General features: G+C 57.5%; 15 protein-coding genes and 2 tRNA genes. 3 read left to right on the top strand and 14 right to left on the bottom strand.

What is annotated here, in order from left to right; translation table 11 throughout:
- Positions 1 to 15: 15 nt before the first annotated feature.
- On the bottom strand, positions 16 to 990 hold the full coding sequence (locus HBA49_RS02800) for a malate dehydrogenase (protein ID WP_005526283.1): 975 nt from the start codon (positions 988 to 990) through the stop codon (positions 16 to 18).
- Positions 991 to 1,504: 514 nt separating this feature from the next.
- On the opposite strand from HBA49_RS02800, the gene HBA49_RS02795 reads away from it, so the two are divergent.
- The gene (locus tag HBA49_RS02795; RefSeq protein ID WP_005521460.1) at positions 1,505 to 2,248 is read left to right on the top strand and encodes a TetR/AcrR family transcriptional regulator; all 744 of its coding nucleotides are present in this window, start codon (positions 1,505 to 1,507) and stop codon (positions 2,246 to 2,248) included.
- A gap of 149 nt (positions 2,249 to 2,397) precedes the next feature.
- Here HBA49_RS02795 and clpX read toward each other — a convergent pair whose 3' ends face one another.
- The 11 genes from clpX to HBA49_RS02740 all read right to left on the bottom strand — a co-directional run bounded on the left by clpX (position 2,398) and on the right by HBA49_RS02740 (position 13,373).
- A complete protein-coding gene (gene clpX, locus HBA49_RS02790; RefSeq protein WP_005521459.1) occupies positions 2,398 to 3,681 on the bottom strand; it encodes an ATP-dependent Clp protease ATP-binding subunit ClpX in 1,284 nt (427 codons plus the stop codon).
- A gap of 186 nt (positions 3,682 to 3,867) precedes the next feature.
- Positions 3,868 to 4,494 (bottom strand): ATP-dependent Clp protease proteolytic subunit, encoded by a 627-nt coding sequence (locus HBA49_RS02785; RefSeq protein WP_034995626.1) that lies wholly within the window; start codon positions 4,492 to 4,494, stop codon positions 3,868 to 3,870.
- A 31-nt stretch (positions 4,495 to 4,525) separates the two neighbouring features.
- The gene (locus HBA49_RS02780; RefSeq protein WP_005526065.1) at positions 4,526 to 5,101 is read right to left on the bottom strand and encodes an ATP-dependent Clp protease proteolytic subunit; all 576 of its coding nucleotides are present in this window, start codon (positions 5,099 to 5,101) and stop codon (positions 4,526 to 4,528) included.
- 171 nt (positions 5,102 to 5,272) lie between these two features.
- Entirely contained in the window at positions 5,273 to 6,625 is a 1,353-nt protein-coding gene (gene tig, locus HBA49_RS02775) for a trigger factor (protein ID WP_005525647.1), read from the bottom strand.
- An 86-nt stretch (positions 6,626 to 6,711) separates the two neighbouring features.
- Positions 6,712 to 6,785 (bottom strand) — tRNA-Pro (locus HBA49_RS02770).
- Positions 6,786 to 6,854: 69 nt separating this feature from the next.
- Complete coding sequence (locus HBA49_RS02765; RefSeq protein ID WP_005525526.1) at positions 6,855 to 8,060, bottom strand: hypothetical protein; 1,206 nt, start codon at positions 8,058 to 8,060, stop codon at positions 6,855 to 6,857.
- 174 nt (positions 8,061 to 8,234) lie between these two features.
- Positions 8,235 to 9,401, bottom strand: a complete 1,167-nt coding sequence (locus HBA49_RS02760; RefSeq protein ID WP_040431951.1) for a hypothetical protein — start codon at positions 9,399 to 9,401, stop codon at positions 8,235 to 8,237.
- Between the two features lie 59 nt (positions 9,402 to 9,460).
- Positions 9,461 to 10,612, bottom strand: coding sequence for a hypothetical protein (locus tag HBA49_RS02755; protein WP_040431953.1), 1,152 nt, complete (start codon positions 10,610 to 10,612; stop codon positions 9,461 to 9,463).
- Between the two features lie 56 nt (positions 10,613 to 10,668).
- The gene (locus HBA49_RS02750) at positions 10,669 to 11,874 is read right to left on the bottom strand and encodes a hypothetical protein (RefSeq protein WP_005525900.1); all 1,206 of its coding nucleotides are present in this window, start codon (positions 11,872 to 11,874) and stop codon (positions 10,669 to 10,671) included.
- Between the two features lie 141 nt (positions 11,875 to 12,015).
- Complete coding sequence (locus HBA49_RS02745; RefSeq protein ID WP_040431955.1) at positions 12,016 to 13,203, bottom strand: hypothetical protein; 1,188 nt, start codon at positions 13,201 to 13,203, stop codon at positions 12,016 to 12,018.
- A 98-nt stretch (positions 13,204 to 13,301) separates the two neighbouring features.
- A tRNA-Gly gene (locus tag HBA49_RS02740) sits at positions 13,302 to 13,373 on the bottom strand.
- Between the two features lie 379 nt (positions 13,374 to 13,752).
- Between HBA49_RS02740 and HBA49_RS02735 the strand changes: the two genes are divergently transcribed.
- Both HBA49_RS02735 and HBA49_RS02730 read left to right on the top strand, forming a co-directional pair.
- The gene (locus HBA49_RS02735) at positions 13,753 to 13,971 is read left to right on the top strand and encodes a hypothetical protein (RefSeq protein WP_112767259.1); all 219 of its coding nucleotides are present in this window, start codon (positions 13,753 to 13,755) and stop codon (positions 13,969 to 13,971) included.
- A gap of 377 nt (positions 13,972 to 14,348) precedes the next feature.
- Entirely contained in the window at positions 14,349 to 15,167 is an 819-nt protein-coding gene (locus HBA49_RS02730) for an intermediate filament family protein (RefSeq protein WP_005526504.1), read from the top strand.
- A 57-nt stretch (positions 15,168 to 15,224) separates the two neighbouring features.
- On the opposite strand, the gene HBA49_RS02725 is transcribed toward HBA49_RS02730, so the two are convergent.
- The gene (locus tag HBA49_RS02725; protein ID WP_005525606.1) at positions 15,225 to 15,704 is read right to left on the bottom strand and encodes a ribose-5-phosphate isomerase; all 480 of its coding nucleotides are present in this window, start codon (positions 15,702 to 15,704) and stop codon (positions 15,225 to 15,227) included.
- A 23-nt stretch (positions 15,705 to 15,727) separates the two neighbouring features.
- On the bottom strand, positions 15,728 to 16,342 hold the full coding sequence (locus tag HBA49_RS02720; RefSeq protein ID WP_005525672.1) for a DsbA family protein: 615 nt from the start codon (positions 16,340 to 16,342) through the stop codon (positions 15,728 to 15,730).
- Positions 16,343 to 16,348 lie beyond the last annotated feature (6 nt).

Below are 16,348 nucleotides of genomic sequence, written 5' to 3'. Positions count from 1 at the left end.
TAAAGCCTAACAAGGTTAGAGCAAATCAGCGACGGCGGCTTTTTCGTCCGCCAACTCTGCCGCGTTGGCGGCGATGCGCTTCTTCTGGAAGTCGTTGAGCTCTAGCCCGTCAACGATCTGCCATTCACCACCGCGGGCGACGGTCGGGAAGCCAAACAGCAGGCCTTCCGGCACACCATAGGAGCCATCGGACGGGATTGCGGCGGTGGACCAGCGCTCGGTGCCGTTGATCCAGTCGTGCATGTGGTCGACGGCGGACGATGCGGCGGAGGCTGCGGAGGACTTGCCGCGCACCTCAATGATTTCCGCACCGCGCTTGGCCACCCGCGGAATGAACTCATCCACATACCAGTGGTGGTCGATGAGGTCCATGACGGAATCGGAGCCGATGGTGGCGTAGGTGAGGTCCGGGAATTGGGTGGCGGAGTGGTTGCCCCACACCACCAGGTCATTGATGTCGTTCTTGTCGCGGCCCAGCTTCTCCCCCAGCTGGGACAGGGCCCGGTTGTGGTCGAGCCGCATCATGGCGTTGAACCGATCGTTGGGCACATCCTTGGCGGCGTGCATGGCGATCAGGGCATTGGTATTGGCCGGGTTGCCCACGACCAGCACCCGAATGTCGTCGGCGGCATGGTCATTAATGGCCTTGCCCTGGGGTCCGAAGATTTTGCCGTTGGCGGCGAGCAGGTCGGAGCGCTCTTGGCCCTTGCCGCGCGGCATGGCACCCACCAGGAATGCGGCATTGGTGCCGTCGAAGGCTTCCTCCAGTTTGTCGGTGACCACAATGTTTTTGAGCAGTGGGAATGCCGAGTCATTCAGCTCCATGGCCACACCCTCGGCGCCGCCGAGCGCCACCGGGATTTCCAGCAGTTGCAGCTCAATGGGGGTATCTTTGCCATACACATCGCCGTTGGCAATGCGCCACAGCAGGGAGTAGGCGATCTGGCCAGCTGCGCCGGTCACGGCAATCTTCTTGACGGTCTGGGTCATGAAATCTCCTTGGAAACTTAACAGGTTCACAATTAAACGCTAGTTACCAGGAGTAGCACGCAACCTGGTACCAAGCGTTTTCGTAACACCTCTTAGCCTATCGAAATTATGTGCCCAATGGTGGGTTACTGTGTGCCACGTTTGTCACATCCCGCATGACGGTTCACGTTGCCCCCGTTTTGTGGTTCTTGCCATACTTCGAAGCTATACTGGGTCACGCTTAGAACAAATGTTTAACCACCTGAGCGATGTCTACAACCGGCAAAACCACATTTCAATAGTCGAAAATCCCTAAGATTCCCACAACCGGGGCCAAAATTACCCCCATTCGGGTTGAAATGTGGGTGCGAATTGCGTGATTACTAGGCCGGGAGCAGACCAGCTACAAAGATTAGACTATCTTTGGCAATAAGGGGTGCATAAGAAATCGCGCATCTTTTTCACGCCTTTTCCAAAGATCTACCATTTCTGAGGAGATTTCATCATGACAGACAGCCACCCCCATGTGTTAGGAATGGAGGTTCATACGAGCACAAAGATGAGCAATACCATTGAATCAACGCCAGAAACGGTGCTTGAGGTAGCGCTAAAAAAATTCGCCGAATTAGGCTTTAATGACACCAGGCTGGAGGCAATCGCTAAGGAATCTGGCATGTCAAAGCGGATGATTCACTATCATTTCGGCGACAAAAAGGGACTGTACCAGCGGTGTCTGGTGCTGGCCATTAAGCAATTACGCCCCACCATTACCGAGATGGAATTAGATTCCGAGGTTCCCGTCGATGGGGTGCAAAAGATCGTTGAGGCCGTGTACTACCGGTACGCCAACCACCCCGAGGCGGTGCGGTTGCTGCTGGTGGAAAACCTCATGAACCACGCCAGTTTGCTGGAGGGGCAGCCGCTTGCCGACCAGTCAAGCATCACATTACAACTCGATAAGCTGCTCATGCAGGGGCAAGATATGGGGGCATTCCGGCCGGGTATTTCCGCCCAGGACATTTTCACCCTCATTGCCTCCATTGCCATGTTCCGGGTAAGCGTGCGCAATACCACCATTAATCTGTACAACATTGACATGATGGATGACGCAAATACCACGGGTATGGCGCATTTAGCGGTGGATACGGTGTTGGCGTTTTTGACATCGCATATTCGTTCCCGCGACCAGATTTCGTACGTGTCCATGATTGAAACCGGGGAATTAGAGGAAGTATCCGCAGATTCCGCCTACGATATCTCCCCCAATTTATTCCTCTAACCAGCTCATCCCCTCAAGCGTTTTGGCGCTCAAGGGGATGACGATTTTCGAATTATCCGCCCGGTTTCCGACCGCTTATCGACGCCAACCTATCGGTGTTCCGGTGTCACAATCACGGGGGGAATTACCCCCGATAATTACAACTCCCCTCAAGCCGACTGTTCGCCAGCATGTTCGATAATAATTGGCTCTTCTGTTCCCTGCGCCGCCGCCGCGGTAATGATGACTTGCTCCACGTTTTTTCGGTCCGGCACTTCGAACATGATCGGAAGCAATATCTCTTCCATGATGGCCCGCAGGCCGCGCGCCCCGGTGCCGCGATCTAGGGCCTTGTCCGCGATCACTTCCAACGCATCGTCTTCGAATAATAACTCGACCCGGTCCATGTCGAACAGACGCTGATACTGCTTCACCAGGGAGTTCTTCGGCTCGGTGAGGACTTTCACCAGGGATTTCTGGTCCAGGTTTCCAACAGTTGCCACGATCGGCAGCCTACCGATGAATTCGGGGATCATCCCGAACTTCACCAAATCCTCCGGGGACACGTACTTGAAGATCTCCATGTCATTCTGATCGGCCTTCGAGGGTATTTCCGCGCCAAAACCCAGTGCTTTCTTGCCCCGGCGCGCCTCGATTACTTTCTCCAAGCCGGCGAATGCCCCGGCAACGATGAAAAGAATGTTTGAGGTGTCGAGTTGGATAAAGTCCTGGTTGGGGTGTTTCCGACCACCCTGCGGTGGGATGGAAGCAACGGTGCCTTCCAGGATTTTCAGCAGGGCCTGCTGCACACCTTCCCCGGACACGTCCCGGGTGATGGAGGGATTATCAGACTTGCGGGAGATTTTGTCCACCTCGTCGACATAGATGATGCCCCGTTGAGCGCGCTGCACATCAAAGTCGGCGGCCTGCAGCAGTTTAAGGAGGATGTTTTCTACGTCTTCGCCAACGTAGCCGGCCTCGGTGAGGCTGGTGGCGTCGGCAATAGCGAAGGGAACGTCGAGAAGTCGGGCAAGTGTTTGGGCGAGGTAGGTTTTCCCGGAACCGGTGGGGCCAAGCATGAGAATGTTGGATTTTTGCAGTTCGGTGTCGTCGTCGCGGTATTTCCGCCCACCTAGGGTGCGGGCGTCTTCGGCGCGGACCCGCTTGTAGTGGTTGTAAACTGCCACGGCGAGGATGCGCTTGGCTTCGTCTTGCCCGACAACGTATTTATCTAGGAAGGCCGCAATTTCCGAGGGGCGGGGCAGCCCGGTGGTTTGGTCTTCTTGGGGTTTGGAGGATTTAGCGAGTTCTTCTTCGATGATTTCATTGCACAGTTCAATGCATTCGTCGCAGATGAACACACCGCCGCCGGCGATGAGCTTCTTCACTTGCTTCTGACTTTTCCCGCAGAATGAACATGTAAGTAGATCAGTGGTTTCGTGAGCACGTGCCATGAAAGGTCAAAGCCTCTTTCTGTTCTTTTAAGCTCTTGGTTGTTGGCGCCTATGGTGAATCGTTGGTCGTTAGTCGTTGATCAGTTAGCCGCTGCGAGCTGCGTTGAATTACCCTCCCAACACTATCACCTCACCCGCGGTTTTTAGGCGGATGAGGTGATGTGGCGAGTGTTTAATGTATTTGGATTATGCGTTGAGTTTTCGATAATCAAAAACTTGGTCGATTATTCCATATTCCAATGCTTCTTGGGCAGTGAGGATTTTATCCCGGTCTGTGTCTTCGCTAATTTGTTCGGCACTGCGTCCGGTGTGCCGGGCGAGGGTCTCCTCCATAAGGGTGCGCATGCGTTGGATTTCGGCGGCCTGAATTTCCAGGTCGGACACTTGACCTCGGGCACCTTCGGTGGCGGGCTGGTGGATGAGCACGCGGGCGTTCGGCAGGGCGGCGCGTTTGCCGGGGGCCCCTGCGGCCAGGAGGACGGCGGCTGCGGAGGCGGCCTGACCTAGGCATACGGTGCGCACGTCGGGGCGAACATATTGCATGGTGTCGTAGATGGCCATGAGTGAGGTGAAGGAACCGCCGGGGGAATTAATGTACATGGTGATGTCCCGGTCGGGGTCGAGGCCTTCGAGGACGAGGAGTTGAGCCATGATGTCGTTGGCGGAGGTGTCGTCGACTTGGGTCCCGAGGAAGATGATGCGTTCTTCGAAGAGTTTGGCGTAGGGGTTGGTTTCTTTGGTGCCGTAAGCGGATTGCTCGATAAAGGAGGGGAGCACGTAGCGGGCGGTGGGTAAATGCATTTCGTTGGACATTCCGTTGGTCATGGTAGTTAATGTTCCTCTATTAGTTGGCGATGGGGCCTTGGGCTGCGGTAATAACGTGGTCGACGAGGCCGTATTCGAGGGCTTGTTGGGCGGTGAACCACCGGTCCCGGTCGGAGTCTTTGGTGATTTGTTCGAAGGTTTGACCGGAGTGTTCCGCGATGAGTTCCGCCATTTCCCGTTTGGTTTGGGCGAATTGTTCGGCCTGGATGGCAATGTCGGCTGCGGTACCGCCCACGCCTGCGGAGGGTTGGTGCATCATGATGCGGGCGTGCGGCAGGGCGTAGCGTTTGCCTTTGGTGCCGCCGGTGAGGAGGAATTGGCCCATGGAGGCCGCCAGGCCCATGGCGTAGGTGGCAATGTCACAGGGCGAATAGGTCATGGTGTCGTAAATGGCCATGCCTGCGGTGACGGAGCCGCCGGGGGAATTAATGTAGAGCGAAATGTCGCGGGTGGGGTCTTCGGCGGACAGGAGGAGGATTTGGGCGCACAGTTTATTGGCGATTTCGTCGTCGACTTGGGTTCCGAGGAAGATAATGCGATCGCGGAGCAATCGTTCGTAAACGGAGTCGCTGAGGTTGAAACCGGGTGTGGACATGGACTAATACTCCTTACAGTTTTGTGTGGGTTTCTAGGTGTCCACCATACAATGGCGTCGCGGGAAAAACCCTATTGTTCGCTATCAGCGTCGTGGCGGCGTGGGTGCGTCGAAAAAGCCCAGCGATATGGTGGTCGCTGGGCTTAGTAGGGTTGCTTGTCGACGCGCGCCTTAGGCGTTGTCCGTCGCATCCTCGGTGGATTCGGCAGCTTCAGCTTCTTCGGCGGCCTCGGGTGCGAAGTATTCCTTCGGGTCGATGGTGGCACCGGTTTCGTCGGTGACGTTCACCCGGCACAGGGCGGCGGCCAGGGCTTTGCCCCGGGTGATGTTGGCGAAGAGTGCGCCGAGCTGGTTGCCCTTGGTCACCTGGGACATGAATTCTTCCGGCGACATGTTGTAGGAGCGGGCGGTGAAGACGATGTGCTCGGTGAGTTCCTGCTGGGAAACCTCGGGCTTTTCCTGCTCCGCCAGCACGTCGAGGAAGATTTGGACGCGCAGGTCCTTTTCGGCGTGCTGCTTGGATTCGGCCATGAACTGTTCCATGGAGGAGTTTTGGGCCTCTAGGACGCGGTTCATGAAGTCTTCGTCGTGGGCGAGTTCGCCGAAGATTTGGTGCAGAGCGGCGTGGGCTTGTTCGTCGACCATACCGGCGGGCACTTCGAAGGGGGTGTCGGCCAGCACCTTGTCCAGCACGGCGTCCCGGATAGCGCCGGCTTGTTCGTTCTTCAGATAAGCGACGGCTTGTTCCCGCAGGTCGGCGCGGAGTTCGTCGACGGTGTCGAATTCGGAGGCCAGCTGCACGAAGTCTTCGTCGACTTCGGGCAGGGTGCGGTGCTTCACGGCGTTGATGGTGACGGTGATGGTGTTGTCGTTTTCCGTGAAGGTGACTTCGTCACCCTTGTTTTTGCCGATGATGGCATCGTCGAGGCCGTCCATGAGGTCTTTGGAACCCACCTGATAGGACAGAGCGTCGGCGGCGAGGTCGTCGACCGGGTTACCTTCGGCGTCGACGGCTTTGATGTCGATGGTGACGAAGTTGTCTTCGGCGACCGGCTCATCTACGTCCGTCAGCTCGGCGAACCGTTCCCGCAGCCGGTCGAGTTCTTTGTTCACGGCTTCTTCTTCGTCGCCCAGGGCGGGCACCTGCACGGACACTTCAGTGAAGTCGGGCAGGGTGATGTCGGGGCGCACATCGACTTCGGCGGTGAATTCGATGACGTCACCGTCTTCGATCTTGGTGAGGTCGAGTTTGGGCTGGCCTAGGGGCACAAGCTGGTTTTCCGCTATGGCGGCCTCGTACCGGGAGGGCAGTGCGTCGTTTACGACCTGCTCTAGGACCGGACCCCGGCCGAACCTGGCGTCGATAAGCTTGCGGGGTGCTTTGCCCTTGCGGAAACCGGGAATGTTTACCGAAGCTGCGATGGTTTTATACGCCTGGTCAATTTCGTTAGTGAGTTCCTCGAACGGAACCTCCACGGTCATCTTGACTCGGGTATCGTTCAGCTTTTCGACGGAACTTTTCACGAGCAATTCTCCTAGAGATAATCGGGCTTATACTGGTTTAAACCCCCGAGGTGCATAAAATTTTCCATGCTCCCCGGGGGTTTCCGTCGGGACGACAGGATTTGAACCTGCGACCCTCTGCACCCAAAGCAGATGCGCTCCCAAGCTGCGCCACGTCCCGTTTGTTGAAACAACAGGAAAGATCATGCCATGCTTTTACGTTTTTACCTAATCCGCAGGTCACGCCCGCTCACATACCGAGTGATTTCAGTCGCGCAAACTGGGTGGGTGTGGGTGGGCTCACAAGGAGTCGGGGTGGGTGGAGGCCTGGTTGGGGGATCATGAAGTCCGGGAATTCCCGGGTAGCTTTCTTCCGGGACACGAGCGCCACCACCCCGTCGCATTCGAATACCACCAGGTCGGTGATGGGAATGCTGGTGGCCGGCGTTGCCGCGGGCACGAATGCGAGCGACCGGGGCTGGTCCTGCACCAGGTAAATACTGTAGGGGGCGATGGTGTGGTCGCTGCTGTCGTACCCGCTGCGACCGGATTCTTCCTGGAGGAGTTGCGCCTGGGTTTGGTAGATCCGCTGTTGGGCGGCAAACCGCACCATGCCCAGTTGTTGCCGCCAGTTCGTTGTGGGCTCCGGCCGCCATTCCACCCACCGGTCGGACACAATGGTGTGCGGCACCGGATAAACGGCCTCGTGGTCGGATAGGGTGAACTCCAGCTCCCGCACCAGTTTGCCCCAGATCTCGTTGGACACCGCGGTGTTCACCAGGTAGAGCCGGTGCCGACTGGCAGGGATGACCACCCACGTGCCGGCCTCCGCCTCCGGCATTGTCGGCGCTGTTGGGGCGGGGTTTTCCAGGTCTGACAGCAGCCGGCCCATGGCCCGGACGTCGGCGAACCATGCGGTTTCGCTCCCCGTCGGCTGGGAGACCACCAGCACTCCCGGGCCCAGCCCGGTCTGCTCGGTGACGATGGTCGGAACCAGGGCGTGCAGGTTGTCAATGGCCTGGCTTTGCAACTGGAGTGCGTCGAATTTGTCGTGGTCCGCGGGCAATAATGGCTCATTGATGACACACCGCATGCCGGGCTGGTCGATGGCCAGGCCGAACCCCACGAAGTCGGTGATCCAACTGAGGGCGATGGGGGCGGCCGGGCCGAAGCTCATGAAATAGTCGGCGCCCCGCACCAGGGGAATCGTGTGCGACAGGGACAGCCCGCCGGTGTTTCCCATCCCCGGAGTGCGCTGCATGATGGCGATGGAACGCAGCACCCGATCCACGCATTCGGCCTCGGTTTCGCCCGGGGTGATCGGCTTGGCCAGGTTCGGGTTCATGTCCACGGTGGTTCCGTCCGCGAATTTCAGGGCCAGGGCGCCGGACTTTGTGGACACGTGGGTGATTCCCGGGTAGTCCCGAAGAATCCGAATGAGCCGTTCTCTGTCCATACTTCAGAGAGTAATCGCAGATGAGCGCACACTGTGGTATCCTATGCCGCCCCAACCCGCAAACCCCACCCCAATAAAATTCGAACCTTTGATCGTATGGCTGTTATCTAGTCATCGCATTACACCAATAAGATTCCCCAGCGCAATGCTGGCCGTGGGGTAAACAATTTCTCGCTACAGGCCGAGCAATTGCAATAGCTCCATCTCTTGAAATGTGGGGCGTTTCACAGTATAGCGGGGTGGATGGACGTCGGGTTGTTGCTCAATAAGGTGCGGTAACCGGTCGACAACACCTTGCCAGGGCACCATGGTGCCCGAGTTACCGGATTCGAAAAACAGCAGGTCGGCCTGGGGCACGCTGGTGGTGATCCAGGCCTCCGGGACGAGGGCAAATGACATATCGTGTTCGGCGCCATCCACGGTGGTAATGGAGAGTGCTTTGTAGCTGGCAATGTTATTTTCGGTAGCCGATAGCACTTCCGCCTGGGCGTTGTAGCTTATGGTGCGGGCCTGCAATTGCAGCGTGTGGAGCCGCCGCCCCCACTCCGTTTCCGTGTCGATGGGTTGTTCTACCCACTGGCCGTCGATAATGCTGTGCGGGAGCGGGTAAATGCCATTGTGGTATTCGATCGTAGGTTCTAACGCATCGAGCAGGGCGCCCCATTCTTCCGCGGTGGCGGCAGTGTTGACGAAGAACAGTTGGTTGCGGGTGGCCGGAATCACCACCCAGGGGGTGCCGCTCTGCTCGGAAAGGTAGTCGATGAGGTATTCCATGACGGGAATGTCGGCGAACCAGGCCGACTCGTTGCCCTCGGGGGCGGGCATGGCCACCACATTGGGGCCCAGCCCGAATTCCACGAGGGAGAAATAGTCCTCGGTCATGGTTTTGTGCAGGTTGTCAAACGCCTGGCTTTGTAGCTGGAGGGCATCGTAGCCGGCCGGGTTGTTGTTGGCGTTGGGGTTGAGCAGTTCGGCGTCTTCGAGCGCTATGCCGTAGCCGATGAAATCCGTCAGCCAGGTGAACGCGCCGGATGACATTTCCCGATATTGGATGGCGAACGCCAGGCTGCGGACCAGGGGAAGAACCGGCACGGATGCTTGTCCGTCCTGCGCGCTGCGGCGTTCCGCGTCCAGGGCCTGGAGGATTTTTTCGGTGGCTCCAATGTCAATGTCGTCCGTGTCGGAGGTGCTCAGCACGTCGGGGTTGAGGTTGACTTTCGTCCCGTCGTCGAAAAGCAGTTCCAGCGTGGACCATTCGGGCGCGTCGTCGCTTTGGATTTTGGACACTGACGTCACACCGGGGTAGGCACGCAGGTATTCGATGAATTCTTCCCGTTTCATACCAGTCAAGCATAGCTTTGCGACGCTCACGGCCGCCCCCGTTGCCCACCGGCACCCGGCTATTCCCACCGGGGTAGTTGCGCGAATTCCGCCGGCGTGGGCTGCAACACCCGGAACCGCGGCGGGCGCACTTCCTCGTGGGGCTGAATCAGGTGGGGGAAGTTTTCGACCAGTTCCTCCCGCCGCACCAGCGCCCCCGCATCGGTATCGCCCCGATCGAAGAAGATCAGGTCGGTGAGAGGCACGCTCGTGCAGGGCACGTGTTCCGGCACCACAGTGAGGGAAAACAGCTCATCGTTGATGGCATAGATGGAGTATTGGCCGATTTCCGCAATGGTGTCGTCTTCAAACAGCCTGGGGTCGAGGAAGTGGTAGATGTGCTGCCGGGCGTAGAGTTGCAGCCGCCGGAATCGTTGCCCCCAATCCGTGTCCGGTGGTGGGGGCCGTTCCTCCCACTGGCCGTCAACAATGATGTGCGGCACGGGGTAAATACTGTTGTCGAATTGCATTGTTTCTTCTAACAGGTCGAGCACCGCATGCCATTCCGCCGGCGAGGCCATGCCATTAACCAGCAAGAATCGGCTGGCGTGAGCAGGGATTGCCACCCACATGGAATTGGTGTCTTCCGAGAGCTGCCGCATGGCCATTTCCATCTCTTGGACGTCCGCGAACCAGGCGGATTCGTTGTCCATTGGCCTAGTGACTCCCACAATGTTGGGCCCTAACCCGAATTCGGCCACGGCAAGATATTCGGAGGCCACATGAAGGTTTTCCAGGGCCCGGCTGCGTAGCTGCAGGTCGTCGAATTCATCGTGGTTCTCTGGCAGCTGGGTTTCGTCGATGATCCGCAAGGTATCGTCGCGGAGAGCCCCAAGCCCCATGCCGATAAAGTCGGTGAGCCAGGCCACCGCGACCGGAGTGGTTGGGCCGCATTCAAGGAAATAGTCGGCGCTGCGCACCAGCGGCTGGGCCTCGGGTAATAATACTTTGCCGGGGAGTTCCTGGTTCGCTATCGCAATGTCCATTGCGTGCAATATTCGTTTGATGAGGAGAATGTCGATGTCATCCGGTCCCCCCAGCATATTGGGGTTGAACTTGGTTACAGTACCATCGGCAAATTCCACCGTGAGGTTGTCGTGCTTCGGGTGGTCCGTCACCGCAACAATGCTGGGATATTCATGCAGGAATTGGATTAATTCTTTCCTATTCACATCATCCCAGCATAGCGATGCGCACCGGTTGGGCGTCGACAAGCGGCCGCGGGCGGTTAGGCGAGCGTGAACTCGCGCAGCCGCTCATAGTCCCGCGGCGTGGGGCGGGTGATAATGGCCCGGGGCGGGTGCTGATCGTCCTGCGGCTCGACAAGGTGCGGGCATTCCCGGCACAGGTCGGTAAACATCACATACAGCATGGAATCACCGTCGGCGATAAAGATCATGTCGGTGATGGGCACGCTGGTGCGCTGGGCGGTTTCGGTGATTTCCGCCACGGAATAGAGTTCGTCGTTGATGGAGTACACCGTGAAATCGGCGATTTCGAATCCTACCTCGGACGGCTGTTCCTGGTTGCGGCCGGCCATGTGGGCGGCCAGGGTTCGGGCCAGCACGTTATAGATGCGGGATTGGGCGGTGAGCTGGAGTTTCCGGAATCTGCGCCCCCAATCGGTATCCGTGGGTGGCAGCCGTTCCTCCCACTGGCCGTCCACGATCAGGTGCGGCAGCGGGTGGAGGCAGTCGTGGGCGTCGAGGGCGGGTTCCAGCAGGTCAAGCAGCCCCCGCCATTCCTCCGGGGTGGCGTCCGAATTCACGAAGAAGAGCTGGTTGCGGCGGGCGGGAATCACAAGCCAGGTGGTGTGGGTTTGGTTATAGAGCTCGACGAGGGCGTTTTCCATGCCGGCGGCGTCGGCAAACCAGGCGGATTCGTTGTCGGCGGGGCGGCTGACGGCCACCACATTGGGCCCTAACCCCACCTCGGACACGGTGAGGTATTCGGACATGGTGTGGAGGTTTTCAATCGCCTGGCTTTGCAGCTGCAAAATGTCGAATTCATCGTGGCCTTCCGGCAGTTGACTGTCGTTGATGATGCGCAGAATCTTCGGCTCGTCGATGGCCAGGCCGAAACCAATATAGTCGGTCAACCAGCCGTATGCGTCGGCGCTGCCTTCGCCATGGTCGGCGAAATAGTCGGCGGCCCGCACGAGCGGCACAATGTTTGTCAACGAGGCAGGGTCGAAGTCTGTCATGTTGACTTTCATGGTGTCCACGGTGTGAATGATCCGGTGGATGAGGTCGTCTTTGGTTTCATCGGGAACAAGGGGGCTGGTCAGGCCAGGATTCATGTGCGCGACGGTGCCGTCGTCGAAGTGGATGACGATGGAATCCACTTCATTGGGGTCGGCGGGTAGCGGTTCTTCGGTGACCTTGGCGATACCAGGATGCTGTTGAAGAATCCTTATTAGTTCTTCTCTGTCCATAAAATGTAATCCTGCTGGTAGGAAATGAAGGTCTTATCCGTTCCAGCATAGTGAATTTGTCACGGCCCGCCCGGGTTTTCCGGTTTCGGGTTTTCGGGTTCTGCTTGACGACGCCGGTTGGCATCCGCGTCTTCTGCAAGGTTACAACGCTAATTCTTGCAGCTGCCGCCATTCCTCCGGGGTGGGGTGCGGCACGAGGAATCGGGGCGGATACACGCCTTCCTGCCGCTGGTACAGTCGCGGCAGGCGTTCCATGAGTAAGGAGCTGGGCACAAAGATGCTGCCGGTGTCGTGGCGAAATGCCATAAAGTTGGTTGCGGGCACACTGGTGGCCGCCGAATTGGTGTCCACGTACGCGATGGAGTAGGTTTCGGGTACGGAGTGTGAGTCGTCAATGTCGGAGGTCATAACCTCGAATGATGCCATCTCGCAGCCGGTTTGTTCCCGAAGTAATGCGGGGATTTCTTCGTAGGTTTGGTGCCGGGCCGCCATCTGGAGCCGGCGGAGCCGCCGGCCCACATCGGTCGGGTCGTCAAAGACCGGCTCCACCCACTGGCCGTCCACAATGATGTGCGGCACCGGATAGACCACATCGTGGTAGCGGAATGCGTCTTCGATGACGTCCAGGAAGGTGGACCATTCGGATTCGGAGGATTCGGTGTTGACGAGGAGTATTTGGTTACGCCGCGCGGGAATGACCACCCACTCGCTGTTGGTGCGCTGGCGCAGGTTTGATAGGAGATCGCTCATGGTGGCGACGTCGGCGAACCAGGCGAGTTCGTGGCCGGCGGGCTCACTCATGGTGAGGATGTTCGGGCCCAGGCCGATATCACTCAGCGTTACCTCTCCAGCTAAGGCCCGCAGGTTCGCCACAGCAGCGTGGCATAGTTCCATGTTGGTTGCCGCATCGTGGTCTGGGGGCAGGTCTTGGGTAGACACCACCCGGAGCGTTGTGGGCAGGTCAAAGGCTAAACCAAAGCCGATGAAGTCGGTCAGCCACGCGAAGGCCTCAGGTGATGCCTGTTTCAGGTCGGCGAAGTAGTCGGCGCTGCGCACCAGCGGTAGGGTATCCGTGAGCGATGACTCCCTAACAACGGTTTCGGCTTCGGAATTGAAGACGAGTTTCAGGACCCGTTCCACGCATTCCGCTTCGGTTTCTCCCGGATAGGTGGGTTGAGCGACGTTCACATTGAGGAGCCGGAGGGTGTCGTCGGTGAAGGTGATGGTGATGACGTCCCAATCCAGCAGGCCGTTTGGGGCCGGGCCAAAGGTGGCGGATTGAATATCCGGGTGGTTGGTGAGTGCATGCAAGAGGTGTTCCAAGTTCATGGCCCGAGTGTAACGAGCGGGCCGGACACGTTATGGGAACTGCATCGGTGGAAAAATAAAAGACGCCCAACCAAAACAGTTTGGGCGCCCATAAAAAGAGGGAACGACGGGAATCGAACCCGCGTCTTCAGCTTGGAAGGCTGAGGTATTAGCCACTATACGACGTTCCCGCGCTGTGACTTACAGTAACCGATCCACTGGGCATGTTCAAATCGCATCATCAATCCGTCATCAATACCGGACCAATCCCCCCATTTTTGCCCATATTTTTTAGGACATCTAAGAACGGTAGGGGAATAACTACCTGGGATAGGTACCAAATTGATTAATGGGTACACCCATTACCCCCTGGTATTTTTGTTTATGTTTACACGTTTACGACCAGCGGAAATGCTGATTTTACTGCTACTTTTACGATTAAGTAATAATCCGGTTTCAACAATAGGAGAATCCTTTAAACCCAGCAGATTTTCACATAAATGAACGTTTAAGGATTCTATCAAAATAAAATTAGGTTCTCTTTCAGTTTATGGGTTAACATCTTGATTTATGAAGCCAACAATCATTGACGCAGATTCCGGTCGGGAGCTCTGGACCGCAATCGAATGCGCTACTTTCTCCGGTACAGCTCGCGGCACTTTTACCAGCTATGCGGGGCGGGGTCGCACCCCTGTCCCAGTCGCCAAACACCACGGTCTCACATTGTGGGATTCTGACGAAATCCGCAAATGGACCGCGGAGCGTCAGGCGGCAAAGGCCGAAGATTAATGAGAAATCCATTTAAACTTATTTAAACCCGGTATCAACCAGCCGAATGTATTCATAAGGATACCTATTTGATTATCAAGTAATCATTGTAGGAAATGTGATTATCGGAGTTTTATTCAAGTTTACCTGGAACTCAATTCTTCGAGCCAGTCGTTTCTGACTTCCGCTCGTGCCCCCATTCTAGCAAGTCATCACCATGTTTGATAGTGCTGGAATATCTTTCCCCTGTTCGATCAGTTCCCAGCTGTCAGCTCTTCTGATGGTTGGGAACTTTCTCTTTTTCCACCACGTTTGAATAGGTAGGCAATCAATAGACCAACCATTAATCACTAAAACATTGGGGATGCTTTGGGTGTCCCAAGGAGAACGGATCTTTTATGCTCGTCATATTATTCCTGTTAGCGATAGTCGGAGGCTTCGCATTCTGGGCAAATAGGAAGTCAAAGGCCCAGCTCGCGGCGAAAAACCAAGCAGAGCTTGACGATGCCATAGCCGACGCCCGGCGCTGGATTGAGCGCCTAGGTTCCCAGGTGTTATCGCTTTCCGGCACCGATGCGGCATCCACGCAAGCCATTGCGGATGCTTCCGAACGGTATAATGCAGCATCGTCCCAGATTTCTACGGCGAACACCACCAAGCAGGCGAAACTGGCCCGCGAGTCGGCACTGGAGGGCCTGTACTATATCAATGCGGCCCGCGAGATCATGGGCATGACTCCGGGGCCGGAGTTGCCGCTGTTGGAGGGCCAAAAGCAGGCCGGTAAGGTGATGGAGCAGCGCACTATTGAATATGAGGGGCAGCAGATTACCGCGTCCCCGGTTGCTACCGCCGAAACCCCTAATTATTACCCGGGTGGCACAGTTGCTGGGCGTCCGGTGCCGGCTGGCTGGTATTCGCAACCGTGGTGGATGTCGGCGCTCACCACCGGCATGTGGGCTGCTGGGTCAGCGCTGCTGTTTTCGTCACTGTTTCATGGCATGGCCGGCGTGGGCCCGGGTTTGACCACGGCCTTTACCAGTGATGGGGGTTTTGACATGCCTGACGTGCCGGATGTGCCCGATGTTCCGGAGGTCGACGCTGGTGGTGACGACGGCGGCGGATTCTTCGATGGGCTGTTCGGCGGGGGCGATGGCGACGGTGGTGGCCTGTTTGATTTTGGTGGTGATGGGGGCGACGGCGGCCTGTTTGATTTCTAGCCGCCGACCTAGCCGAACCGACCGGTCTCCCCTATTGTTCTTAGGGTGGCCGGTTATTTATTTGGTGGCTTCGGGGACCTCGGGGGCCACACCGGTGGTTTCGAATTCGGAAAGGATGTCGATGCGCCGCTGGTGCCGGGGGTTTCCACTCCACGCCTGGTCGAGGAAAGCGTCGACGATTGCGAGGGCTTCCGCGTCGGAGTGCATGCGACCGCCGATGCCGATGAGCTGGGCGTTGTTGTGTTCTCGGGCCAGTCGGGCGGTCTCTACGGACCAGGCCAGGGCGCAGCGAGCGCCCTTGACTTTATTGGCAGCGATTTGTTCCCCGTTGCCGGAGCCGCCCAGCACGATCCCAAGCGACCCGGGGTTGTCAACCACCCCTTGGGCGGCCGCGATACAAAATGCTGGGTAATCGTCGTTGGCGTCATAGGTGTGGGCGCCGCAGTCGATTACTTCGTATCCTCCCGCCAGCAGGTGGTCCTTGATAGTGTTTTTGAGTTCAAAGCCTGCATGATCTGCACCAAGGTAAATTCGCATAGGTGCAGTTTAACAGCAGGGTTTTATAATTGGGGCGTTTCAGTGCGGGAACGTTTGATTTCAAAGAAATATGGGAAGCTGGCGAGTCGGACGGAGGCGTCGAAAAGCTCGCCGGCTTCTTCGCCGCGGGGAATGCGGGTGAGCACCGGGCCGAAGAATGCGGTGTCGCCGAATTTCACCACGGGCGTGCCCACGTCGTTGCCGACCTCGTCCATGGCGGTTTGGTGGAAGGCCCGCAGCTTATCGTCGACGGTGTCGGTGTCGGCCACGTCGGCGTAGGCGGGGTCGAGTCCGGCGTCGGCAAGGGCTTCGCGGATGAGTTCATTGTACGCACCGTAGCCTTGTTTACCACCCTGCTGACCGTGGTGAATCTTGGTGCCCAGGATGGTGTACAGTTCGTCGAGTTTTTCGGGTTCACGGGTGGCCACGGCTGCGAACACTCGGGCGGGACCCCAGTTGGCTTCCATTTTCTTCATGTAGTCAGGGTCGAGGTCGCGGCCGTCGTTGAGCACGGACAGGCTCATGGGCACCCAGTCGATGGTGATGTCGCGGACTTGTTCGACTTCTTTGATCCAGCGGGAGGTGATCCAGCAGAATGGGCAGGACACGTCGAACCAGAAAGTTACTTTTTCGCTCACTATTAT

The organism is Corynebacterium matruchotii, assembly GCF_011612265.2.
GTDB lineage: Bacteria > Actinomycetota > Actinomycetes > Mycobacteriales > Mycobacteriaceae > Corynebacterium > Corynebacterium matruchotii.
Note: the sequence above shows the minus strand (reverse complement) of the source record. Positions and strands in the feature narration are given on the sequence as shown.

Coding starts and splice junctions, on each gene's coding strand:
- HBA49_RS02785 (WP_034995626.1), bottom strand. CDS start 4,494: ATGTCCAACGAAATGCATTTACCCACCGCCCGCTACGTGCTCCCCTCC.
- HBA49_RS02795 (WP_005521460.1), top strand. CDS start 1,505: ATGGAGGTTCATACGAGCACAAAGATGAGCAATACCATTGAATCAACG.
- HBA49_RS02780 (WP_005526065.1), bottom strand. CDS start 5,101: ATGTCCACACCCGGTTTCAACCTCAGCGACTCCGTTTACGAACGATTG.
- HBA49_RS02760 (WP_040431951.1), bottom strand. CDS start 9,401: ATGAAACGGGAAGAATTCATCGAATACCTGCGTGCCTACCCCGGTGTG.
- HBA49_RS02745 (WP_040431955.1), bottom strand. CDS start 13,203: ATGAACTTGGAACACCTCTTGCATGCACTCACCAACCACCCGGATATT.
- clpX (WP_005521459.1), bottom strand. CDS start 3,681: ATGGCACGTGCTCACGAAACCACTGATCTACTTACATGTTCATTCTGC.
- HBA49_RS02765 (WP_005525526.1), bottom strand. CDS start 8,060: ATGGACAGAGAACGGCTCATTCGGATTCTTCGGGACTACCCGGGAATC.
- HBA49_RS02800 (WP_005526283.1), bottom strand. CDS start 990: ATGACCCAGACCGTCAAGAAGATTGCCGTGACCGGCGCAGCTGGCCAG.
- HBA49_RS02730 (WP_005526504.1), top strand. CDS start 14,349: ATGCTCGTCATATTATTCCTGTTAGCGATAGTCGGAGGCTTCGCATTC.
- HBA49_RS02725 (WP_005525606.1), bottom strand. CDS start 15,704: ATGCGAATTTACCTTGGTGCAGATCATGCAGGCTTTGAACTCAAAAAC.
- HBA49_RS02750 (WP_005525900.1), bottom strand. CDS start 11,874: ATGGACAGAGAAGAACTAATAAGGATTCTTCAACAGCATCCTGGTATC.
- HBA49_RS02735 (WP_112767259.1), top strand. CDS start 13,753: ATGAAGCCAACAATCATTGACGCAGATTCCGGTCGGGAGCTCTGGACC.